This is a genomic window from Bacillus sp. NMTD17, from assembly GCF_002998735.1.
Taxonomy (GTDB): domain Bacteria; phylum Bacillota; class Bacilli; order Bacillales; family Bacillaceae; genus Bacillus.
In genome coordinates this window covers 264,117-287,365 of the sequence record NZ_PVRH01000004.1, presented here as the reverse complement: position 1 = coordinate 287,365, position 23,249 = coordinate 264,117, and the positions used below count along the sequence as shown (strand labels likewise).

Sequence of the window (23,249 nt, the reverse complement as noted above, 5' to 3'; positions counted from 1 at the left end):
CCACTCTTCCGCTTTTATAGGGGGCGGGTGCAGAAGGAAAAGAATAAGTTGTTCGCTTTGACAGCGTCTCGTTCTTATCAAGTAGAAGCTCTATTGCTTCTCATTATGTCATAGAAAAAAGAAAGTTTACTTTCTTTATTTATTTGCTTATTTCAACACTTAATATAAAACTATAACACATACCCCCAGCTTACGCAAGTGTTAAAGTGATAATTCTGCTGGCGTACGGCTTCCTTCATTCATGTAACGAATGGAGGTTGGATCAATCTTCAGAATCACTAGATTCGGATCATCTTTTCCTTTAAACCATTTCTCCATCTCCTCAGACCAAAGGCGGTCGATCAGTTCTGGATCATCGGTTAATGTTGCGGTACCTGCGATTTCTGCATACGTGTCACCGAATCCTTCACCTGAATAACCAATGAGAATATGGACATTCGGGTTTTTTTCAATTTCGTCTGCTTTATGTGTTTCTTTGCTCGTTGGTGTATATAATGTCAGCCCTTCATGGAAAAAAGTCATGTAGCGGGTATGCGGCTTATCCTGTTCAACGGTCGCCAGTGTCCCGACCTTTTGTTCATCTAATAGGTTGAGTACCTTTTGTTTTAATTCTTCTTGTGACATATCGTTTCACTCCTTCAAATTTCATCCGTACTCTTAGGTTTCCACGACAATCCATTCATTAAACAAAGAAATGTGTTTTTCATAAAAAGAGATCTTCTGGCTGATGCTATAGAAAACAGGCTCAATGAAGGGAGAAGTTGAACATGCATCATGAAACGATGTTCCATTTGAGTTCACTTGTCATTGCGGCAGTTGTTGTGGGCATTATCGTATGGTCTGTCTCATCTGTGCAGAAGAATCGCAAGAAATACTAAACACACCGCCCAATCAAAGCTGGGCGGTGGCGCTATTGATCATGTATTCATAAAGGAACCGCCGTTGACGTGAAGTGTTTGTCCTGTCATATAAGACGATTCGTCAGAAGCAAGCAGCACATAGCAGCCGACATGCTCTACAGGCTGTCCTGGTCTTCCCATTGGGGTTTCTGCCCCGAAGCTTTCCACACTATCCTCATCAAATGTAGATGGAATGAGCGGCGTCCAAATTGGACCTGGCGCTACACCATTCACCCGAATCCCATCTTTCACAAGCGACTGTGCCATAGAACGCGTAAAGCCGTTGATGGCCCCTTTTGTCGCCGTATAATCAATCAGCACTTTGTTGCCTCGATATGGGTTAATGGATGTTGTATTAATAATTGTACTTCCCGGTTTTAAGTAATCCAGTGCTTTCTTCGTAAAATAAAAATAAGAATAGAAGTTGGTTCTAAAGGTTTGGTGAAGCTGTTCACTAGAAATATCTTGAATCCGTTCTTTCGGATGCTGTTCAGCCGCATTATTCACTAAAATATCTAATTGCCCAAAGGCTTCAACTGTTTTTTCTACCGCTTTCTCGCAAAAGGCTTCGTCACCGACATCTCCTGCAATCGTTAAACATTTAACGCCTTCCTGTTCTACGCGCTTTTGCGTATCCTTTGCATCCTCATGTTCATTTAAGTACACAATGGCGACGTGTGCACCTTCTTTTGCATAGGCAACAGATACAGCACGTCCAATTCCACTATCTCCGCCTGTAATCAGTGCGACTTTCCCTTTGAGCTTGCCAGACCCTTGATATGATTCATCCTCAAAGATCGGCGCAGGATTCATTTCTCTTTCACTGCCTGGCTGCTGATCCTGTGTTTGGCGCGGAATGCCATTTGTTAAGTATTCACGTAAATCCATGTGTAAGCTCCTCCTTGATTTGTTGATGTATCCTTTCATTACCACCTCTTTTTTTTACTCAAACATCCCTTTACTGCACAGATGCGTTTTGAAAATCGGCATGTTTCAAGATGGGAAAAATCGGTTACATGATCATTAAAAAGGAGCGTTCTCAAATGCTGTCAACCATTTCGAAAACCTTTAGCAGACCAAAAGGCTGGCTCGGTAGCATCGCAGGCTTCATTATGGCAAATGAAAATAAAGCATTGAATCAGTGGGCCATCCAGCACTTAGATCTGACAGATAGTGAAAACATTTTGGAAATCGGCTATGGGCCCGGCTACAGCATCAAACATATGCTTAAGCATTATGAAGATCTTCACATTGATGGTTTGGATGCCTCCTCCACCATGCAAGAGCAAGCACAGTCCCGCGTGAGCAAACGGTCAAAGGACAAACAGGTCCGGCTGTATGTAGGAAAAATCGAGAAAACACGTTTGCCGGGAGAGCAGTATGACAAAGTACTGTCTGTGAACAACTTTACGATTTGGGATGATCCAAAGACTGGCCTACTCAACCTTTATCACACGTTGAAACCAGGCGGAAAACTCGTCATTGTGATGCAGCCAAGAGAAAAAGGTGCTGATGCGAGCCGGACAAAAGAGATGGGTGAAAACATATTGAATGACTTACAGTTTGCGGGGTTTGACCATTTTTCTGTTGAGTATGAGGAAATTCGTCCAACACTTGCTGTCTGTGTCACAGCCAAAAAGCCGAGAAGCGAATAAGCTCTCGGCTTTTTTTCTTACCATTTTGCTTCTTTTACAAATTGATAGAACAGCTGATGCAATTTCTGTTCAATCTCTTCCTTTGATCCCTGTCCATAAAGCACCATGCTTTCCTCACTTTCAATGATGGATGAACTGATCAGACTAAACATTTCAGACCCTTCCTTGCCAAGCTTTTGCGGCGCCAGCATCATAAGCATTCGTGACATCATTTGCTGCCCGCCGTCCATGCTTTTCACCTCGTATGCCTGATCAAGATCGTAAATATGAAAGATTGGTTCCTTGATGAATTCATGCTTTAAATGAAAAAGAGCAAACTCGGTACCAGGTATGCCTAAACCGCCTTGCTGTTCACGTTCCAGTAAGCCGCTCGCTACATCATCCGCATGTGTGATAGATCCTTCTTCTTCAAGATGACGAAGCAGCTGTCTGATTGTTGCCTCATGCTGCGGCAGCGTCTCTCTATTTTCGATGGTAAAATGGGACAAGATGCTGCGAATCACAGACATATAATTCGTCACCTGCTCTGCAACCGCCATCATATCAACCGTTTCTTGCACAGATTCTTTAACAGCTTCTTTTGTTCTTTTTTTCTCGATCATATAAGGGATCTTCCGTTTAATATGAGCTTTCACACGCATGGCGTCATCCTCGTTTAGGAGCGGACTGACCATGATGTAATCGATATGGTCATATGGGATCGGAACAGTCGATACAATCATGTCATAGCTCGATGCATCAATTTCCTTTAGCTCCATTAAGGAGGATAAATCGAATTTGGCGATCTCCGGTAATTCTTTTTTTAGCCGCGAGGCGAGCATTTTGGAGGAACCAATCCCGCTTGAACAAACGACTAGTGCATGAATGTTTGTTTCTTCTTTTTTGATTTCAAGCACTGAGCCAAAGTGAAGCACTATAAAGGCAATTTCATCCTCTGGAAATTCAATCTCTGGAAAGAAACGCTCGACTCCTTCTTCAATCGCCATGAAAAGCAAAAAGTAGTCCTTTTTAATTTGTTGTGTAAGTGGATTATAGATTCTCATTTTTTCCTTTAAACGGTTCATGGCAGGTTCGAGATGAGACACGAGTCCCTCATACAATGAATCATTCTCATTTAAATGGTAGCCGGTTTTATTTGAAATAAAATCAATGAGCTTCTTCGTTCTGATCGCTATATCCAGCTCGATCTCATCAATACGGTATTCTGCCCCAAAGCTGCGATTTGCACTGCGCAGGTGGATGGTCATATAACCGACCTCTGCTTCAGGGATCTCCACATTAAACATGCGTTCAAGTGCTCTTGCGATTCGCTGAGATGATTCAAATTCTTTCGTCCGCTTTAGTTCAAGCAGCTCTTCCTCTTCCATTCGAATGGTTTCACCAAGCTGAATCCGTTCAATGGCATAGGTTAAATGAACGACAAGGGCAATATAGGCACTATCAGATAAGGAGAGTGACAGTCTATTTTTCAAATGAAAGAGCAGTCTTTCTACCTTAAGCAGCTGCCCTCTGCTGACAACGCCAAACACCTTTTCCGTCGCTTTCGTTCGATGTTTGATATTCATTTCAATTGTTTCTAAAAATAATTGAATATCGAGCCGGTCAACAATAAGGTTCCCGACAATCTTTCGTTTTGCTTCTTCCGGTCCTTTTAATTCAATGCCATACCCGCGTTTTCGGATCAGCTGCAAACTGTAAGGAGCGATCCACTCCGTCAGTTCATCTAAGTCATAGCTGATGGTCGCATTTGTAACCTGCAAATCGGCGGCGAGTGTATATAATTTCACCGGTTCCTTTGCTTCAAGCAATGCACAAAGGATTAAGAGCTTCCGTTCGTCAGAGCTATATTCAATTTGATCCTCATTTGATATATGAGCAAGAAGCCGCTGTTTATCCTCCTGTTCACCGACTGCCTTCAAGCCTTTCCCCGGCTGTTTATCTAGTGAAAGATCATAATTCTTTAATATGGGCTTAATCGATTTTAGTTCTCTATGAATGGTTCTTGTGCTCACCTGAACAGAATCGGCTATCTCACGAATGGTGACATAACGATTTTGCTGAATGATGTATTTGATGATCTTCTGTTCTCGTGCCGTTATGTACATGAAATGCCTCCTTCTGCAAAAATAGGTCTATTGTCACACCTTAATATAAAACGCTTTCAACAAACGATGCAATCTTAAGTTGATCTGACTTTGGCAAATGGGCTGTGACAAAATTAAATACAACGTCCGATCATACGTTTCTCCAAAATGACGGTCCATGATCCTTTTGATGAAATTGAACCTTTTGTTCATGAAAAGGCAGTGAACCCCCAGCTTTTAAAGAATACGTCGGGTTGTATACTGGAGAGCCAAAGCAATAATCCATCGTTCCTTCCTCCGGGCGGAAGATGACGGTTCGCATTGTTCCGAACAGCTCCTCATAATTGTGCACAGCCAGACCATCAGGATATTCTGTCTTGAACAGCTTAGCAAGAGAATCACTTGGTCGTCGTTGTTCTAAAGCCTTCATTAACATGTCGTATCTGACAATAGAATGATGTTTTGTCATCCCTTTTGCTGTTTGATCAGCAATCGGATGATTTGTGGCTGCAATATAACCTGCCTCCGGTCTTCTGACCATTTTGCGACCATCAATGATTTCAATCACAGCCGCTTCTCCTTTTCGATCGGCAAGCATGAGGTGAACATTTGAGGCAACGGGCATTTCCTGAATAGAGTGAATGGCTTCCTCAACCGTTCTACAGTTTTCCAGAACAGATCGAATCACATGATACACTTGCAAACCGGCAACTGCTGGAACCTTTAAACCGGCTTCATTTCCAACCGGCGGACCACAAGCAGAGAATGTGACAGAAAGACCATGCTCATTCATCCCATCAGATCTGCCAAACAAGAGCAGCGACGAGCCTGTATGACATGCCAAGCCCTTCACATGTGTCGTCACAAGACGCATATCATCAAATATCGGGGAGAAATCATAGTTACGCAGCATGACCGTTTGTTGACCGGCCGCCATATTCCCCTGCCTCACGCAGTGGGAACAGCCTGGCTGAAGATGAGATGAATAGAAAAAGGTCAAATAACGCTCATCTAATTGCAGTTCATCACAAAATCCAGCTATCTCTTCTTCTAACTGAGGAAGATAAGGGCGCATCAGCTGCTTCGTTTCCTTCACAGCCTCTTTTTCTAGCGGTTCTGTTCGAATATATTGTGTCTGTAGCAACGGGTTCTCCTTAAGCCAGACAGCCTGCTGCTTTCCTACTTCATAAGCGGTTCCTGTCATTTCATGAAAATATGCACTGATCTCCTCCATGCCTGCACACCTCTTTCGCCTTCGTTTCTTTTATCATATCGAAACCGTCATTTATTGAAAAGGATGAAAAAAACTGCAACCCCAACGGATTACAGTTTTTTACAGGATTGTTGAAACAATGCTTTTGCCATCGCTTCATATCCTTTATGGTTTGGATGAAATTGATCAATCGATAAGTACTCTCTTTCATGTCCTTCAAACGCCCGGTACACATCCACAACTTCTACATGCGGATTTGTCGCAAGCGAGCAAAGCTGATGATTGTATTGCTGAAGCCACCGCCCGGCTATTGGTATTTGCGGAAAAGGATTATATAAATTCATGAGATACACGCAATAGGGCTGCTTCTGCCCTCTTTTGATCTGAGCGATTTCTTGAATCATTTTGCTGAAATTTGCTTGGCAATGCAGCGTCGCTTGCAGCAGTTTCTTTTCATCTTCACCCTTTTCATACTGCTGAATCGCTTGAACAAGGTCATTCCCGCAGCCTGTGATGGTGATGATGTCAGCTGGTGCAATAGCACGCCTCACATCAGATCGTTTGAACAGCTGTAAAATCTGATCCGTCGTTAACCCTGACTTTGCAAATACGGACAGCTCGACTGACGCCTGTGTCTTTTTTTCAAGCATCCATTGATACCGCTCAACGAAGCCTCCGCCAAATAAACGTGCCCCCACTCCCACTGTTAAGGAATCTCCAGTCGCAACATAGGATCGTCCCACTCTTATCCCTCACTCTCTCCTGCCTTCTCTTATATATACGAAATCGGAGAACAGATGCTTGTAGCAGATGGCTTAGGGGCATTCATCTTTTTTTTCGTGAGACGTCTTTACAAACTCTTTACTTGCGAGATCGACTGTTTTTTTGTTCAATAGGAGTAGGTTTTTATGATGAAATCCGTATCTCCAAGCGTTTCAAAAAAATTTACAAACTTTTTATCTTGATTTCGAGACTTTATACCTTGACTTCAAACTACATTGTGATTACAATGAAAATATCAGTTTTTATGTAACTGTTCTTGTTACATCTTTTTCATAGCATTCCAATATGATTAAAGATGCCACATATTCAGTGTATCTTTGGGATACACTAAAAAAAACACTGAAACAGAAAGGATTGAATGAACATGGCAAAAGTTTTATACATCACTGCACATCCGCATGATGAAACAGTTTCTTACAGTATGGCTACTGCTAAAGCATTTATCGAATCTTATAAGGAAGCAAACCCAAATGACGAGGTTGTACATATCGATTTGTACAAAGAAAACATCCCTCACATTGATGCAGATGTATTCGCTGGCTGGGGCAAGCTGCAATCAGGTGCTGGCTTCGATACACTTTCAGCTGAAGAGCAAGCGAAAGTTGCTCGCCTAAACGAATTAAGCGATCAATTCGTTTCTGCTGACAAATATGTATTTGTTTCACCACTTTGGAACTTCTCATTCCCACCAGTTCTTAAAGCATACATCGACTCTGTTGCTGTAGCTGGTAAAACATTCAAATACACTGAGCAAGGTCCTGTTGGATTATTAACAGACAAAAAAGCTCTACACATCCAAGCACGTGGCGGATACTACTCTGAAGGTCCTGCTGCTGAACTTGAAGCAGGCCACCGTTACCTTGGTACAATTGCGAGCTTCTTCGGAATTCCTTCCTTCGAAGGTCTTATCGTTGAAGGTCACAATGCTGAACCTGCGAAAGCAGAGCAAATTAAAGCAGATGCGATCGAACGTGCAAAAGCTTTAGGAAAAACTTTCTAATAAACTGAACGCGAAAAGCCAATGATCTTAACGGTCATTGGCTTTTTATTTGTTTAGATGAAAGCCTAACTCTCTAGAGATACCACTCGCGGCTTTTTTGACCTGCTCAATTAAATATGGAAGGCGTTCCTTTTGATAGCCTGCTTCAAACCCTGCAATGCTAATACCTGCTGCGACTTCTCCAAGGTGATTGAAAATAGGGGCTCCAACCGCAGCGGTATAGTTTTCAAGCTCCGAATAGCTTAACGTATAGCCCCTTTCATTTGATTCATCCAGTATGTTTCGAAGAACCTCTTTATCTGTAATGGTCCCGATTCCGATTTTCCCTAGCTCAATCGAATCAATATAAGCGAGTCTCTCGTGCTCTGGCAAAAAGGAGAGAATACTTCTTGCACAAGCACCTGCATATAGGGGAGAGCGCCTGCCGACGGCGGTGTAGAGACGAACAGGCTGCGTCCCTTCGATTTTATCCACGTAAATGGCTTCGTCTCCTTCACGAACGATGAGCTGTACAGCTTCTCCCACTTCATCCCGCAAGCCTTCCATAAATGGTCTTGCAATTCTCCGAATATCAAGGCGGTCCGCCACAAGCTGACCGTATTCAAGAAACATCAGGCCTAAACGATAAACACCTGAATCATGTTTTTCTAATAATCCCATATCGGCTAACGAGCTCGCCATGCGGTGCACAGACGTTTTCGGCATGCCGGAGAGCTCGATCATTTCATTTAACGTTAATTGGTCACGAGCGATAAACAGCCGCAAAATCTCCATTGATTTCACCACGGTTTTATTTGTATTTTGCATGTCCATCCCCTTTTCTAAACGAATGCTTCCAGCTTGATTCTGGCAGCCAGCTCCTTCAATTCTGCTTCTTGCTTAAATAGCGCCTGCTCTGCGTCCTGATGATCGATTCGCTTAAAATACAGATTCGCCCCAGGCATCGCTTGTGCAATGAGCGGCAGATCGACCGTCGCTACTTCTCCAATACGCGGGTATCCTCCTGTTGTTTGCCGATCTGCCAGCAGAATAATCGGCTGGCCGTCAGGAGGAATTTGAATAGAACCAAAGGCAACCGCCTCTGAAATCAATTCAAGCTTTTCTTTCAAATGAACCGGCTCCCCCTTCAAGCGGCAGCCCATGCGATCTGATTGAGGCGTGACTTGGTAAGGCTGTTCGAAAAAGGTGTGTTGAGATATTTCTTGAAAAAAAGAAAGGTGTCTCCCTGGCAGCACCCGAATCACGGGCGATTTCCGCAGCGGCAAAAAATGCGTATGACTTACAGTCCAATCGGGTGCGCTGTACGCCGCCTGTTTCACTTCGCTTTTGAGCCTATCAGACAATCGATCCGCTACGATTGAAGGCTTTCCAATGGACAGGACGTCTCCTTTTTCAAGCGGACGTCCGTTCAGTCCACCTATTCCTGCTCTCACATAGGTGCTTTTGCTCTGCATGACCGGCTCCACATCGAATCCACCTGCCACAGCAAGGTAAGCGCGGCAGCCTCTCTTACAAGGACCAAAGGTGATCGTGCTTCCTGATCGAACAAAGAGCGGCTTCCATAAAGGGGCTGGCTCTCCATCGATGTCGATTTCCACATCAGCGCCAGTCACTGCAATAAGCTCATCCTTTTGACACGTCAACACAGGACCCGGCCCCATTAATGTCATTTCCAGCACAGCTTCGTTTACCTCGTTGCCTGTGAGAATGTTGGCAATTCTAAGTGAGAGCGGGTCCATGCCGCCGCTCGTTAAGACGCCATACTTTTGATAGCCTTTCCGCCCTTTATCTTGAATGGTTGTGAACATTCCTGACTTGATGACATGAATACTCAACGTTCTGCCTCCTTCATGCTGAAAAATTCCTTTTCAGACATTTGGACAAATCTGACCTCGTCCCCTGCTCTCAATAGACTTGGGACTTTCTCGTCTGGGTAAAAGAGTGGCAGCGGGGTTTGTCCAATGAGCTGCCAGCCGCCGGGTGTGGAAATGGGGTAAACGCCGGTCTGCTTTCCCGCAATGCCGACAGATCCTTTTGGAATGGACATTCTCGGCGTTTCCCTGCGCGGGGCTGCGATCTTTTCAGACAGCCCGCCTAAAAATGGAAACCCCGGGGCAAATCCAATCATATAGACAAGATACGTCCCTGCAGTGTGAATACGCACGACTTCCTCAGTCGTTAAACGATTGATCCGGGCGACTTCTTCTAAATCAGGTCCCAGCTCTCCCCCGTAGCAGACTGGAATATCGACGATGCGGCGCTTCGACTGAACCCCCTCCTGCCATTTCTCTTCAAGAAGTGTTTCAATATAGTTTTTCACCCATTCATACGGAGACAAGTCCATTTTTTGAAGGTGGGCAGATTGATAAACGGTATATGGCTCGTAAAAAACAGTCACGTTTGTAAAGGCTTGAACAGCTTCCACATATCCGGCAAATGGATACTGCTCAATACACGAAAACAGCTGCACAACACGCTCGTGAATCTCTTCACATATGTCTGCTCCTGCTTGGATAACGATCGCTGCATCTCCTAGCGGGTGGAAGGTGATAAAATCTTTTATCGTTGAAAATGCCACTTGAGGATCCCTCTCTTTCTAAAGCACACCGAGCTGTTGATCTCTTTGATCTGTGATGAACATATGCCCAGGTGCATGGGTAATTGCAATGTCTGGTTTTGTATGCATGACAACGGCCTGCGGCGTCACACCACATGCCCAAAACACCGGGACTTCTCCTTCTTTGATCACAGATGGTTCTCCAAAGTCCGGCTGATCCACATTGGCAATTCCAATCATCGCTGGGTCGCCTATATGGATGGGGCCGCCATGAACTGACGGGAATCTAGACGTCACTTGTACACTTCTTGTAATTTGATGCGCCGGAATGGGCCTCATGCTGACAACCATCGGGCCATGAAACACCCCTGCTCTTTCACAAGAGATATTCGTTTGATACATCGGAACGTTATGACCGTTTTCAATATGGCGAACAGGGATATCATTCAGCATGAGCGCATGCTCAAACGTAAAACTGCAACCGATGAGAAAGGCAACCATATCATCCTCCCAATAAGCAGAGATATCTGAAACCTCTTCTTGAAGAATCCCTTTTCGGTAAATACGGTATTTAGGAAAGTCCGTACGAATATCCGCTTGGGGTGCCGACCGTCTCGGCACTGGATCACCCGGCTCCAGTACATCAAGCAAGGGGCATGCAGCCGGATTGCGCTGACAAAACAAAAGAAAGTCAAAGGCAAGTTCCTTTTTAACGATCATTAAATTGGCTTGAGCATATCCCTCTGCTAAACCCGCCGTTGGTCCTGTGATTTCTTTTTTACGAATCAACTCTCTGATCTGTGAAGGCTCATATGTTTGATCAATACTCAATCAAATCAACTCCATAGTTTCGGGATTTCATTCATAATGGTATATCCGCCCATCAAAGCCATGATGACGACAACCAATGCACCTGACGCTGTCAAAAAGAATGGATGACGGTAATCGCCGACAATTTCTTTCTTATAGGCCGCAACCAGCAAGGTGCCAAGTGCGAGAGGTAAAATCAATGCATTGATCGCCCCAACTAAAACTAATATGTTCACAGGTCGTCCGATCGTAATAAAACAAATAGTAGAGAGGGCAATAAAGCCGATGATAATGCCACGTTGATTTTGCTCAATTTTTGGCGAGAAGGTTTTAAAGAAAGAAACAGATGTGTAAGCCGCTCCAATAACCGATGTAATCGCCGCAGCCCACATAATAATCCCGAACATTTTATATCCAACATTTCCAGACGCTAACTGGAATACAGAAGCAGGCGGATTCGCTGGATCAATCTGTAAACCCTTTGAGACCACTCCTAGCACGGCTAAAAATAAAGCGACACGCATCACAGATGTAATCAGGATGCCGAAAACAGAGCTTTTTGTCACTTGAGGAAGTGCATCCTTCCCTTTAATTCCAGCATCCAATAGACGATGTCCGCCAGCAAAAACGATATAGCCGCCAACTGTCCCCCCGACAAGTGTCACAATCGATAAAATATCAATTTCTTCTGGGACAAATGTTCTGAGTGCTGCTTCCCCAACGGGCGGCGCTGTTGAAATCGCCACATACAGCATCAGGCCGATCATGACAAAGCCTGCTACCTGTGTGAAACGGTCCATCGCTTTTCCAGCCTCTTTGATCACAAAGATCAGAATGGCAATGACAGCACTGACCCCTGCTCCGATTCGCGGATCGACTCCGAAGATGACCTGAAAACCGAGACCAGCACCAGCGATATTTCCGATGTTAAAGGCAAGTCCCCCAATGACAATCAAAAAGGCCAGCACATAACCGAGCCCCGGCAGAACCATATTCGCAATATCCTGACCTCGCTTTTCTGACACGGCGATGATGCGCCATACATTCGTTTGTGCAAAAATATCCAACAAAATAGAGATGAGAATGACAAACCCAAAGCTAGCCGCAAGCTGCTGTGTGAAGACAGTCGTTTGTGTTAAAAATCCCGGTCCTATTGCGGACGTCGCCATTAAAAAGGCTGCGCCCATCAGCATAGAACGATTCCCCTTTGGTGCCTTCGTGTGCTTGACTTCCTCTTTTTTCATGCTGTTTCCCCCTTTGATGACGATTTTTATTGAAAGGCTTTGAGATGAATGCTCGCTTCTTTTAGTTTTGATGTAATGGTTTTGGCAAATTGAAGCGCATGACTGCCGTCTCCGTGAATACAGACCGTATCTGCTTTAAGCAAAATATCTTCCCCTTGAACGGTACGAACCTTCCCTTCTCGCACCATACGAACGACCTGCTGAACTGCCCGTTCATCATCTTCAATGAGTGCATGTGGTTCGCGGCGGGATGTCAGCGTCCCGTCTGCTTGATAGGTCCGATCAGAAAATACTTCATGAGCCACTTGAAGGCCAATTCTCTCACCTGCTAACGCAAGTTCACTGCCTGAGAGACCGAATAACACAAGACTTGGATCGACATGATACACAGCCTTTGCAATCGATTCAGATAATTCAGTATTTTTAGCCGCCATGTTGTAAAGGGCGCCGTGCGGCTTGACATGCTGCATAGTGCCGCCTTCTGCCTTGAGAAAGGCTGATAGAGCGCCAATTTGATAGACGACGAGATCATAGGCTTCCTCTGCCGAGATCGCCATTGGACGTCTGCCAAAGCCGACCAAATCTTGCAAACCTGGATGCGCACCAATTTGGACCCCTTTATCCAGCGCCATTCTGACCGTTTTTCTCATGACCGTTGGATCTCCTGCATGAAAACCGCAAGCAATGTTGGCTGACGTGACATATTCAAGAATTTGTTCGTCCGCACCGATTGTGTATTGACCAAAGCTTTCTCCCAAATCACAGTTGATATCCACTTGATACATAGGATCCCTCCTTGTTGTTCCGAATAACGGAATATAAAGTCCGAATATTCGAATTTATATTGATTATATCAATTTTGGATAGATTGCACATGACATTGTCAGAAAACATAACAATAGAACTAGGAGAAATTAAAAAAGCGAGAGGATATCGCCTCTCGCTTTTTCATCATGTTCTTTATTTAGATAGCACCCAATGTTGGATGGCTTTTGCTACACCATGTTCTGTGTTAGGAGCTGTAATCCAATCAGCGGCTTCTTTCACCACTTCTTGCGCATTTCCCATCGCAATTCCTAATCCGGCTTCTTGAATCATGGCCATATCATTTAGGCTGTCGCCAAGTGACATGACATTGTCCATCGTACAGCCAATGCGTTCTGCTACCTTTGCAAGAGCCGCAGCTTTGTTAATCCCTGCCGCATTGACTTCGATATTGGTCGGACTTGAATTTGTGATCTCTAGATGCTCATTTGCTTTCAATGTATTAAGTACTTCCTCACGAACGTCATCATCATGAATATCAAAGCCAAATTTCAACCATTCATGGTCATGAATTCGTTCTGGGAATTCACCTCTCCACACTTTCTCCACAGTGGAAGCCCAGTAATCGGTTTCGAACCTATTTTTTAGATCCCACATCATTTGGACGTGATCAGGATGCAGCAGATCTCGTTCGATCAGTTGGAAGTTTGAATCCCAGATTTCACTTCCATTTGCTGTCACAAGGTAAGAAGACAGCTTAAGCGGCTCAACCAGCTCTCGGCATGTCATCAGCGTCCGCCCTGTGCTAATCACCACATGGACCCCTTTTGCTTCAGCATCTTTAATGGCTTGTTTATTTTCCTCTGGAATGACGTGTTCACTGTTTAACAGCGTGCCATCCATATCAATGGCAATCAATCGGATGTCTTTCTTATCAGCTTGTATGGACAAATTGAGTACCCCACTTTGTATCATTTTTTGTAACTATCTTTATTTTAATATAAAGAGGAAGCTGGCACAAAGGGACGAGTTTGATCCCATAGAAAAAAGACCTTGTTACAGGTCTCTTTGCATTGGCTTAGCGTTCACACGCAATGCCGTCTTTATCACGGTCAAGTCGCATATTTTTTTGGTAAAGTGCTTTTGACACATACGGCTTGTACTTTGTTTTGCCGCCTTTGTTTTTCGTGTTTTTGCTTTTTGCCACGCCGCCTTTATAGACTTTGTTCAGTGCTTTGCAGTTTTTGTAGGACTTGACCGTTTTTGCATCTGCAGTGTGGGTGTCGACTTGTGTAAAGCTTAGTAAAAGACCTAATGACAAGACAGCCACCATGATTTTTTTCAACATGTATGATCCCCCTATTTTTTCTATTTTTACATTTTTATCATATGTCACCACTTTTTGTTTTTCAAGACTATTGCGCTAAAAAAAATGATTTTTTTGGAATAAAATGTGCTTTATCTCCTATGTGGTACAATGAGTGGGAAACCTTTCCGTTTTTGACACGTATATGAAAAGAGGAGTTTTTCACATGAAAATGAAATATACCATTCTATATGTAAACGATGTTGAGGCAAGTATTCATTTCTATCAACATGTACTTGGCTTTCCTATGAAACTCAGGGTTGAATCCTATGTTGAGTTTGACACGGGGGACGTGACATTATCAATTAATTCACGCCAGGATGTCAAAGATGCACTTGGATTACCTGTCCCTGAAGCAAATCAATCCTCTCAAACGTTTGAGATAGGGTTTGTTGTGGATGACGTGGATCAAACCATTGCATCAATGAAGGAAAAAGGGGTTCCGATCATCAAAGAACCTGCAAAGAAACCATGGGGTCAAACCGTCGCTTATGTCGCTGATCCTGATGGGCATTTCATTGAAATATGTGATGCCATCTCCTAATCTTCTTTGAAGGAAGTGAATCAGCATGAGAAAAAAACATGCCTTTATCGCCGGTGTTTGCTCAATGATTGTGATTTGCAGTGCCGCTATTATTTTGCAGCACCATGAGTGGATAGGGTGGATCAGTGGTGGAATCTCTATTATTGGCGTCATGATGTCTGGACTTCTAATGGGGGCTTGGACAAGCGGGGAAGAAACGCGGGCAGCCTATCATTCTGAAACAAAAGAGCACCGCATATGGCGTCTTGATACGGCCTTTCTCATTATGATCTTTGCACTTCCGCACATGGCAGTGTCGATCTTTTATGTTTTGATGTAAACACTTGTTAAAAGGAGTTCGTGATATGGCTGTTTTTGTCTTATTCGTTGTATTTGGCTTCCCCATTATTTCCGTGCTGATTGGCATTTTTGGCACAATGCTTTTGAAGAATGTTTGGATGCCAACTTTGATTGTCCTGTTAGCCAGCGTCATTCTTATGTACACATACATTGGCGGGGATGAATCCTTTCTCATTTGGGTCGTCATCTACACCGTCTTTACGTTGATCGCTGCATGGATGACAAAGCGGTTTCGATTCAAGTAAAAAAGAACAGTTTGCACTGTTCTTTTTTTTGATCATATATCGGCGCACCATAGCTCAATTTCAATTTTCAGCTCGGGCCATCCTAAAGCTGATACATAAGCAACCGTCATTGATGGGTAAGCTGTTTTAAAGATCGTATCCCACTGAGGATATAGATGGTCCCAGTCGATTTCTTCCGTTGCCCATATATTGACCTTGATGACATGCTCTTCATTCAATCCTTCTGATTCAAGGATTTTTTTAATATTTTCAAATGTATTGGTTACTTGGTCGTTTAAACTTGATGGGACCTGTCCATCCATATCTGTTCCGACTTGACCCGATGTAACAAATAATCCCGCGCCCTTTGGTACTCTTGTGATATGACTATAGCTGCCAACGGGCTTCGGCATACTTTCTGGGTTTTTTCTCGTGATTTTTTCCATGTTATATCCCTCACTCACTTTGATTTTTCTGCTAGATTCTTCCTCATGTAGACAGACTTCACCAATTTCTATCTATTCTAAAAGAAAACAGCAGTGGAGTATCCATAGCCACAAGGTAAGAACATCAATATTTTCTTTTTCATGACCGGTACACTCCTTTTGATTGCGTGAGCAAGGTTTTTAGATTAACTACATAGTACCTGACAAGTGACACGTAGTCAAAATGATTTATAGACGATAACGTGCAATATCCTGATTCAATCGCATACTCAGCTCATTGAGTCTTTCTGCTGCTTTTGCCACATTGGAGATGGCTGTCACTTGTTCATCTGTGGATGCGGTGATCTCTTCGATCGCAGCGGCATTTTCTTGAGAAATATGGGCTGCGCCTTGCATGGCTTTTGTGATGAGGTCGTTTTGCTCCAGCAATGCATTCAGCTCTTTTGCCATTGCGTCTGTTTCAACGATGGTTTGTGAAATCGACGTAGAGATGGCATTGAATTCATGTTCTGTGGCATGTACCGCTTTATCTAACTCAGCAAAACGATCCATTGTCTTGGACATCATACCGGCTGTTGCCGTCGTTTCTTCTTTAATGCCTTGTACCATTTGCTGAATTTGAACGGCTGATTGCTTTGTCTGCTCAGCTAAATTCCGCACTTCACTCGCCACAACCGAGAAGCCTTTGCCGTGCTCTCCTGCACGTGCTGCTTCAATGCTTGCATTCAGCGCTAGTAAATTTGTCTCATTTGAAATGCTTTCAATCGTATCTGTAATTTTAGAGATATCCTGTACTTTTGTACTTAGCTGCTCAATGCCTGCTCTAATGCCTTGAGACGCTTGTATGGATTGTTCATTTGATTGTTTTAATTGCTGAACAATTTGCTGGCCCTGCTGCGATGATTGACTCGATTGGTCAGAGATTCGTTTAATTTGATCGCTTTGTTCTTTGACATTTTCGATGGATTGATTGAACTGGGTCATTTGTTGATTGGCTGCATCAAGGTCAGATGCCTGATGAAGCGTTCCGGTCGATATGTCGCCAATGGCTCGGCCAATTTCTTCACTGCTGGCTGAGGTTTCTTCAGATATCGCCGATAAATCTGTCGCTGATTCAACAAGCTGGCTGCTCGTTTCCTGTAGACCGCTCACAAGTGTCCTGAGTTCTCCTGACATATGATTAAAGCCTTTTGCCAGCTGTCCAATTTCATCTGTTGTTTCTTTTAAACTCGTGCGTTCAAGATTCCCCGCCGCAATTTCTTTTGAAGCAGCAGTGACTTGCTTGAGCAGCCTGACTTTTCCTCGAGCAGCTAAATAAAAGACGCCAAGACTGAGAAGAGCAACACCTGCTGTAATGAGCATGATATAGAGCTTCATCTGCTCTAATTCTTTATAAAATTCATCCTGAAAGACGGCGATACCGATACTCCAATTCCAGGGCGTGAACTGACTCATATAGGCAAGCTTTTGTTTTTCTTCCCCGGTGGCATCGTCCTTATCTAAATAGGTCACATAGTGTGCATCCTCGCCTTCTGATTTGGCTCCAGCGACCATTTTTTCACGATTGGTCGTATTATCTGGAATGACGCCAATGTCATTGACAGGATGGACTTGAGAGGAATAATCTGCTCCATATGCGACGAGATAGCCTTTATTTTTATAAATAAAATCTGATTTTTGAAATTGGTACCCTTTCCTGTTGTCATTTTTAGGCCCGCTCAAGTAAATACGGGCTTGTTCCTGTGCCTGTTCAAGCGTCAGTTCTTTTTTCTCTACACGATCATTCAACTGTGCAAGTGTAGCCATTGCTCCGCTGACGATGTGCTTTAAATCTGCTTTCCCGGCATCAATTAAGACATGTTTCGCTAACAAATACCCCGTTGTGCCTACAAGTCCGCCGGTTAAGATCGTGATCACGATAATGGCAGACATTAATTGAAAAAAGACACTTCTTGACGCAAACGTTTTCTTTTTCATATACAAATTCCCCCTTACATCATATATCGTCAAGCGGGGAAAACTATTAAAAAAGTCATAAAAAAATCCCTTTCACTCGTTGGAAAGGGATTTTCTGATTATCGAGCTGTTTCTTTCAGAATGGCTTGATAGAGATCGTCTGTTGGTGTGAGGCCACATACTTCTTCCAGCACACCTTCAATTCCTTTTTCTTTTCTTAATGCCTGCAAACGAACCGCTTCTTCGTCTTCGGCAAAGTCATAAGCGAGAGCTGCAGCGATGCCTTTGATTAAGTACACTGGCTGTTTGATCTTTTTCGCTGGACCGATTAAACGGTCGTCTGCTCCCAGCTTTCTAAGAGGAGATCGTGCGACACGAGTGACTTCGTCGGAGATAAAAGCATTTTCGAATCGCTTGATGATTTTTTGAATATACGCATCATGTTCTTCTTTCTGAAAGCCATATGTGTCGATTAAATAACTGCCTGTTTCATGAAGTGCTCCTTCAATAACTCGGCGAATCTCTGGTGTATCGACGGCTTCTTTAATCGTTTGAACGCCTTGCTGATACCCGACATAAGCAGCTAGTGCATGCCCTGTGTTGACAGTAAAGAGTTTGCGCTCAATATACGGCGTCAAATCTTTTACAAAGGTTGCTCCTTCAATCTGAGGAACGTCACCAATAAAGCCAGTCTCATCAATGACCCACTCGAAAAAAGGCTCGACTGATACTTTCAGAATGTCCTCATGGTGCTGAATCGGAACAATGCGGTCCACAGCAGCGTTTGGAAAACCAACTGTTTGTGACAACGCTTCTTGTTCCTCTTCTGTTATATGAGAGAAAACGGCTTCTTTTAAATGAGAGCTGCCTCCAATCATATTTTCACATGCCACGATGTTGATGATATGGTCAGGCTTTTTCTGTTTTAATCCTTCAGCAATCGATGAAGCTATGATCTTCAAAACGGCTGGTCCAACAGCTGTTGTAATTAAATCGGCTGATGCGACGGCCTCTGTTAATGCCGCTGTGTCTTGTGCAGAATTGATCGCTGTCACAGGGCCGACCACTTCTTGTTTTTGACCTGGCGCTGCGAGTTCAACCGTGTATTCTCCTCTTTCATTCAGCTCGTTGATGACCGCTTCATTTACATCGGTAAAGACAAGCTCAAAGCCTGATGTTTTTAACAAAGATCCGATAAACCCTCTGCCGATATTTCCTGCTCCAAAATGAAGTGCCTTCATATTAGTTCACCTCGTTAAAGATGGCGATCAGTTCATCCTGATCCTTTGCATGGATGATGCGTTCTACATTTTCTTCTTCTGAACAGACAATCGCAATTTGAGAAAGAATATCGAGGTGTTCGTTGTTTTTACCAGCGATGCCAAAGACAACTTTGGCGATATTTCCTTCTCCGTATTCAACACCTTCTGGAATTTGAATGATGGAAATCCCAGAATGAAGGACAGCCGCTTTCGCATCCTCTGTTCCATGAGGAATCGCAATCCCGTTGCCCATAAATGTAGATGAGATATTTTCTCTTTCAAACATTTTGTCAACATAATCACTTGTGACATAGCCGTTTGCCACTAGGACCTCGCCCGCTTTTTTAATGGCTTCTTCTTTTGAGCCTGCTTGTTCGTTTAGAAAAATATTGTCTTTTGAAAGTACTTGTTTCATGAATGATCACACACCTTTTTTAGAATGGAAAATCAGAAAAACAACCAAAACGGGGAGTTCAATAAAGAAAAATTGAACTCAACCCGTTTCGTCATGTTATTTTTTCAATTTCTCAATCAGCTCATCGTATTTCGGGCTGTTTAAGAAATTATCAACTGAGATATGCACAGCGCCCGGCAGTTTCGCCTTGGCTCTGTCTGTTAAATCTTTATGAGTAAAGACCACATCGGCGTCATCTGGGATGTTGCTGATGGATGTGTTTGTCACATCAATATCAAGCTCTGCCTTTTTGACTTTATTCTTTAAGATGGATGCGCCCATCGCACTTGAGCCCATTCCTGCATCGCAGGCAAAGATGATTTTGTTCACGTCATCTGGATTGACATCACTTGGAGATGCTGCTTGCTCATTTGCTTCAGCATCTTCTTTTTGAGCTGTAAGAGCCGCGGCTGCAGCGCTTTTCTTCCCTTTCATGTCCTGCATCTTTTCTGTTGCTGCTGTTAGATCCTCATCAACAGCTTTTGAAGCCTTCAAAATCACAGAAGCGACAAGGAATGATACGACGGCTGCCACGACAACACCTGCAAGAACGGCAAGGTGTCCGCCTTTTGGTGACATCAGCATGAGGGCGATAATACTTCCTGGTGACGGCACAGCCTTTAAGCCTGCATTTAACAGGGTAAAGGTCAGAACGCCGCTTGCTCCCCCTGCAATAACCGCCAAAATGAGCTTTGGTTTCATTAAGATGTACGGGAAGTAAATCTCATGAATTCCTCCTAGGAATTGAATGACAATCGCACCCGGTGCAGACTGTTTCGCATTTCCTCTACCAAAGAACATGTACGCAAGTAGAACACCTAACCCTGGTCCTGGGTTTGTTTCAAGCAAGAACAGAACGGACTGCCCTGTCTTTGCCGCTTGCTCCACCCCTAAAGGACCTAAAATTCCTTGGTTAATCGCATTGTTTAAGAACAAGACTTTCGCTGGTTCAATGAAAATACTTGCCAGCGGAAGCAAATGTGCATTCACAATGATATCTACACCTGCTGCAAGGGCTTTATTTAGACCAAGTACCACTGGGCCGATGGCGTAGAAGGCAATCGCGACAAGAATGGCACCTAGAATCCCTGCCGTAAAGTTATTCACAAGCATCTCAAAGCCCGATTTGATTCGATCTTTGAACAGCTGATCAATTTTCTTAATCAAGTAACCGCCAAGTGGTCCCATGATCATGGCACCTAAAAACATTGGAATGTCCGAACCGACAATGACCCCAATCGTCGCGGTTGCACCGAGTACCCCGCCTCGGTGGTCGTATACGAGCTTACCGCCTGTGTAACCGATTAAGAGCGGCAGTAAGTAGTTGATCATTGGACCAACAAGTGAAGCTAATTGTTCATTTGGCAAATAGCCACTCGGAATGAACAATGCCGTAATGAGTCCCCAAGCGATAAATGCTCCAATATTCGGCATAATCATGCCGCTTAAATAGCTTCCAAAGCGCTGTACTTTTACGCGGAATCCGCTTTTTTCCTGCATCTATGAAAACTCCTTTCTTCTCTCCCTTTATTCAGGGCTTTATAGGTCAAAAGATATAAGAACAAGTGTCAGTGAAGCCCTTAACCTTATCGTAAAACGCTTTCACTTTCCCTTCAATTGAAACTAAATGTCACTTTGTCACTTAGTGTGTGACAAAATTGAAATATGATGTGAATTCTCTGTCAGAGCATAGGACAAATGGAGTAAAAAGGTTGACGTGCCGTGGTTTTGATGCAAAATTCATTGGAATTTCACAACTTTCAAATAGTCTCTTCTTGTTTCCTCTTCTTAAATCGACTAGGCTTATACATGATCAAACCTATTCAATCAAGAAATGTCTGCGCAGACATGACACAGAAAAAGTGAACCATCTTGCTGTTTGTTTCGTTTACCTTTTAGAGTGAGCGGCACAATAGGAGGAGCGGTTTTTTCTGTGACTCACAGTTTACTGCCGCTTTCTTTCTGATACATGAGACATTTTCATAGGTAGAAAGGCGGTTATTTATCTTGTTGAAACATAGTAAGTGGATTCTGCTCCTTATCGTCACGTTCGCTTTTTTCATTCCAAAGGAAGCAGTTGCTCATGCATACGTCGTCAGCTCAAATCCAGCGGCAAATGAAGAGCTGGAGAAGCAGCCTCCTTCAGTCTCTATCACATTTAGTGAAGGAATCGAAAGTGGATTTCATGCCATTAAGGTGCTAAATGCAAAAGGTGATCGTGTGGATAAAGGAGATACGGTCATTAAAGATCAAAAAATCATGGAAGCTGCTTTAAAAAAGGATTTACCAAAGGGGATTTATACCATTCAGTGGAATGCGGTATCAGCAGACGGACACTCTGTCTCTGGCATGATCCCGTTTAGTATTGGCAAAGCGGGTGGCGGTTTTGACCAATTAGATCAAGGTCAAACGAATGAATCCATCGATGTAGCCTCGACCATTGATAAAGCCTTACTTTATACGTCGTTTAGCTTATTTCTCGGGACCATTTTGTTTGGACTGTTTTGGTTTAAAACAGCCATTTCTCCTGTATTAGTGAAACGAATGAAACGGCTTTTGACTTTGTCACTGATCATGATGGGCGGAGCACTCGTGTTCCAGCTGCCAATTCAAACAAAATCAGCGGCAGACGTGTCCTTTTTGGGGGCATTTCAACCATCCCTCTTACAAGAAACCATTGCGTCGACTTCTGGCGGTAGTTTGTGGATGATGCTCATGGTGTCATTTGTTCTTCTGACCATTTGGAGCATAGTCGCGATGAAAAAAGGGGATTTCACATCTTTTCGGGTCTGGTTGTTTCCACTGCTCTTATTCGCAGTGCTTCTCTGGCTGAAGGCACAAATCGGACATCCAGCAGCAACCGATAATAAAATACTGACAACGTCACTTGATTTCATCCATCTCGTTTCTGCATCGATCTGGGTCGGTGGTTTAACAGCCATTGTGCTTTTATTGTTGAAGAAGCTGCCAAATGAAGATCAGCCGCTCATACGGAGTACGTTAACAGCGTTTCACCCTTGGGCGCTGCTCTCTGTTGGACTCATTGTGTTTTCAGGATTTGTGAATGCCATCTTCATTTTGCAATCGTTTGATGCTCTTTTCGAATCAGCGTATGGACGAACCTTTTTAATCAAGCTTGGTTTATTTATCTTGATGGGCCTTCTAGGACTTGTCCATTACTTGATGCTGAGATGGGAAAAGAAACAGAAACAAAACGTTTCGTTACGAGCTGAGTGGATTATCGGAATCGCCATTTTGTTATTAACGGCTGTGTTTACCAATATTCCGAGCCCTCCTCCGCCTGAACCTGAGCCATTCTTCGGCGCAAACCAAGTGGAGCATCGTGACATTGTGTCCATGAGCATTACCCCGAATGCTCCGGGGAAAAACACATTCGAGGTCGCATTTACGAAGAAGGATGGACAAACGATTACAGATATTCAATCTGTGTCAGCCAAGATCCATAAAGTCGCCTTATTCGGGGAAGAGAAACCGAGTGAATTTCAGCTGAAACGATTAAAAAATGGTCATTTCTCTGCTGAAAACCTCTTGTTAAATGAAAAAGGTACTTGGAAAATTGAAATCCATGCATTAACTGGTTCTTTTGAAAATATCGATACCACATTTATTAGAAGAAACTAAAAGGAG

At 43.6% G+C, this 23,249-nt stretch carries 24 protein-coding genes; 6 read left to right on the top strand and 18 right to left on the bottom strand.

The annotated features are described in order from the left end of the window. Positions 1-201: 201 nt before the first annotated feature. Positions 202-624, bottom strand: a complete 423-nt coding sequence (locus C6347_RS13670; RefSeq protein WP_034664024.1) for a pyridoxamine 5'-phosphate oxidase family protein — start codon at positions 622-624, stop codon at positions 202-204. Between the two features lie 293 nt (positions 625-917). Further along, positions 918-1,787 (bottom strand): SDR family oxidoreductase, encoded by an 870-nt coding sequence (locus C6347_RS13665; protein WP_034664026.1) that lies wholly within the window; start codon positions 1,785-1,787, stop codon positions 918-920. Between the two features lie 155 nt (positions 1,788-1,942). Here C6347_RS13665 and C6347_RS13660 point away from each other — a divergent pair, with 155 nt between their 5' ends. After that, positions 1,943-2,554 (top strand): class I SAM-dependent methyltransferase, encoded by a 612-nt coding sequence (locus C6347_RS13660; RefSeq protein ID WP_106071744.1) that lies wholly within the window; start codon positions 1,943-1,945, stop codon positions 2,552-2,554. Between the two features lie 17 nt (positions 2,555-2,571). Here the strand turns inward: C6347_RS13660 and C6347_RS13655 are convergent, their stop codons facing one another. The 3 genes from C6347_RS13655 to C6347_RS13645 all read right to left on the bottom strand — a co-directional run bounded on the left by C6347_RS13655 (position 2,572) and on the right by C6347_RS13645 (position 6,594). Next, positions 2,572-4,659, bottom strand: a complete 2,088-nt coding sequence (locus C6347_RS13655) for a BglG family transcription antiterminator (RefSeq protein WP_106071743.1) — start codon at positions 4,657-4,659, stop codon at positions 2,572-2,574. A 130-nt stretch (positions 4,660-4,789) separates the two neighbouring features. Continuing rightward, entirely contained in the window at positions 4,790-5,872 is a 1,083-nt protein-coding gene (locus C6347_RS13650; RefSeq protein WP_060595567.1) for a C45 family autoproteolytic acyltransferase/hydrolase, read from the bottom strand. Between the two features lie 89 nt (positions 5,873-5,961). Further along, a complete protein-coding gene (locus C6347_RS13645) occupies positions 5,962-6,594 on the bottom strand; it encodes a GDSL-type esterase/lipase family protein (RefSeq protein WP_060595566.1) in 633 nt (210 codons plus the stop codon). Positions 6,595-6,998: 404 nt separating this feature from the next. On the opposite strand from C6347_RS13645, the gene C6347_RS13640 reads away from it, so the two are divergent. Then, positions 6,999-7,634 (top strand): FMN-dependent NADH-azoreductase, encoded by a 636-nt coding sequence (locus C6347_RS13640; RefSeq protein WP_060595565.1) that lies wholly within the window; start codon positions 6,999-7,001, stop codon positions 7,632-7,634. 45 nt (positions 7,635-7,679) lie between these two features. Here C6347_RS13640 and C6347_RS13635 read toward each other — a convergent pair whose 3' ends face one another. From C6347_RS13635 to C6347_RS13600, 8 genes are all read right to left on the bottom strand, one after another. Further along, entirely contained in the window at positions 7,680-8,441 is a 762-nt protein-coding gene (locus C6347_RS13635) for an IclR family transcriptional regulator (protein WP_106031653.1), read from the bottom strand. 14 nt (positions 8,442-8,455) lie between these two features. After that, on the bottom strand, positions 8,456-9,469 hold the full coding sequence (locus C6347_RS13630) for a 5-oxoprolinase subunit C family protein (protein ID WP_060595563.1): 1,014 nt from the start codon (positions 9,467-9,469) through the stop codon (positions 8,456-8,458). Next, complete coding sequence (gene pxpB, locus C6347_RS13625; RefSeq protein WP_106071742.1) at positions 9,466-10,212, bottom strand: 5-oxoprolinase subunit PxpB; 747 nt, start codon at positions 10,210-10,212, stop codon at positions 9,466-9,468. The genes C6347_RS13630 and pxpB overlap by 4 nt, the downstream gene beginning before the upstream one ends. A gap of 18 nt (positions 10,213-10,230) precedes the next feature. Continuing rightward, the gene (locus C6347_RS13620) at positions 10,231-11,022 is read right to left on the bottom strand and encodes a putative hydro-lyase (RefSeq protein ID WP_106071741.1); all 792 of its coding nucleotides are present in this window, start codon (positions 11,020-11,022) and stop codon (positions 10,231-10,233) included. A gap of 5 nt (positions 11,023-11,027) precedes the next feature. Beyond that, positions 11,028-12,245, bottom strand: coding sequence for an NRAMP family divalent metal transporter (locus C6347_RS13615; RefSeq protein ID WP_060595560.1), 1,218 nt, complete (start codon positions 12,243-12,245; stop codon positions 11,028-11,030). 26 nt (positions 12,246-12,271) lie between these two features. Continuing rightward, positions 12,272-13,030 carry a LamB/YcsF family protein gene (locus C6347_RS13610; protein WP_034664046.1) on the bottom strand — a complete coding sequence of 253 codons (759 nt, stop codon included), beginning with the start codon at positions 13,028-13,030 and terminating at the stop codon, positions 12,272-12,274. A 175-nt stretch (positions 13,031-13,205) separates the two neighbouring features. After that, positions 13,206-13,985: a Cof-type HAD-IIB family hydrolase gene (locus C6347_RS13605; protein ID WP_370876201.1), complete on the bottom strand. Its 780-nt coding sequence runs from the start codon at positions 13,983-13,985 to the stop codon at positions 13,206-13,208. Between the two features lie 103 nt (positions 13,986-14,088). Then, positions 14,089-14,358, bottom strand: a complete 270-nt coding sequence (locus C6347_RS13600) for an excalibur calcium-binding domain-containing protein (RefSeq protein WP_080769491.1) — start codon at positions 14,356-14,358, stop codon at positions 14,089-14,091. A 184-nt stretch (positions 14,359-14,542) separates the two neighbouring features. Here C6347_RS13600 and C6347_RS13595 point away from each other — a divergent pair, with 184 nt between their 5' ends. Genes C6347_RS13595 through C6347_RS13585 form a run of 3 tightly spaced genes read left to right on the top strand, consistent with a single transcriptional unit; the run spans position 14,543 to position 15,504 of the window. Then, the gene (locus tag C6347_RS13595; protein ID WP_066031314.1) at positions 14,543-14,920 is read left to right on the top strand and encodes a VOC family protein; all 378 of its coding nucleotides are present in this window, start codon (positions 14,543-14,545) and stop codon (positions 14,918-14,920) included. 25 nt (positions 14,921-14,945) lie between these two features. Beyond that, complete coding sequence (locus C6347_RS13590) at positions 14,946-15,239, top strand: DUF5316 domain-containing protein (RefSeq protein WP_066031315.1); 294 nt, start codon at positions 14,946-14,948, stop codon at positions 15,237-15,239. 25 nt (positions 15,240-15,264) lie between these two features. Next, complete coding sequence (locus C6347_RS13585) at positions 15,265-15,504, top strand: DUF2651 family protein (RefSeq protein WP_066031316.1); 240 nt, start codon at positions 15,265-15,267, stop codon at positions 15,502-15,504. A 32-nt stretch (positions 15,505-15,536) separates the two neighbouring features. Here C6347_RS13585 and C6347_RS13580 read toward each other — a convergent pair whose 3' ends face one another. The 5 genes from C6347_RS13580 to C6347_RS13560 form a co-directional block, all read right to left on the bottom strand. Beyond that, on the bottom strand, positions 15,537-15,929 hold the full coding sequence (locus C6347_RS13580) for a RidA family protein (protein WP_060595555.1): 393 nt from the start codon (positions 15,927-15,929) through the stop codon (positions 15,537-15,539). A 228-nt stretch (positions 15,930-16,157) separates the two neighbouring features. Beyond that, positions 16,158-17,906, bottom strand: a complete 1,749-nt coding sequence (locus C6347_RS13575; protein ID WP_106071740.1) for a methyl-accepting chemotaxis protein — start codon at positions 17,904-17,906, stop codon at positions 16,158-16,160. A 98-nt stretch (positions 17,907-18,004) separates the two neighbouring features. Beyond that, the gene (locus C6347_RS13570) at positions 18,005-19,126 is read right to left on the bottom strand and encodes a mannitol-1-phosphate 5-dehydrogenase (RefSeq protein ID WP_106061868.1); all 1,122 of its coding nucleotides are present in this window, start codon (positions 19,124-19,126) and stop codon (positions 18,005-18,007) included. A gap of 1 nt (position 19,127) precedes the next feature. Then, entirely contained in the window at positions 19,128-19,562 is a 435-nt protein-coding gene (locus C6347_RS13565; protein WP_034664060.1) for a PTS mannitol transporter subunit IIA, read from the bottom strand. Positions 19,563-19,658: 96 nt separating this feature from the next. After that, positions 19,659-21,101, bottom strand: a complete 1,443-nt coding sequence (locus C6347_RS13560) for a PTS mannitol transporter subunit IIBC (RefSeq protein WP_034664061.1) — start codon at positions 21,099-21,101, stop codon at positions 19,659-19,661. A gap of 507 nt (positions 21,102-21,608) precedes the next feature. Between C6347_RS13560 and C6347_RS13555 the strand changes: the two genes are divergently transcribed. After that, positions 21,609-23,243: a copper resistance CopC/CopD family protein gene (locus C6347_RS13555; protein WP_106071739.1), complete on the top strand. Its 1,635-nt coding sequence runs from the start codon at positions 21,609-21,611 to the stop codon at positions 23,241-23,243. The last annotated feature ends 6 nt before the right edge of the window (positions 23,244-23,249 follow it).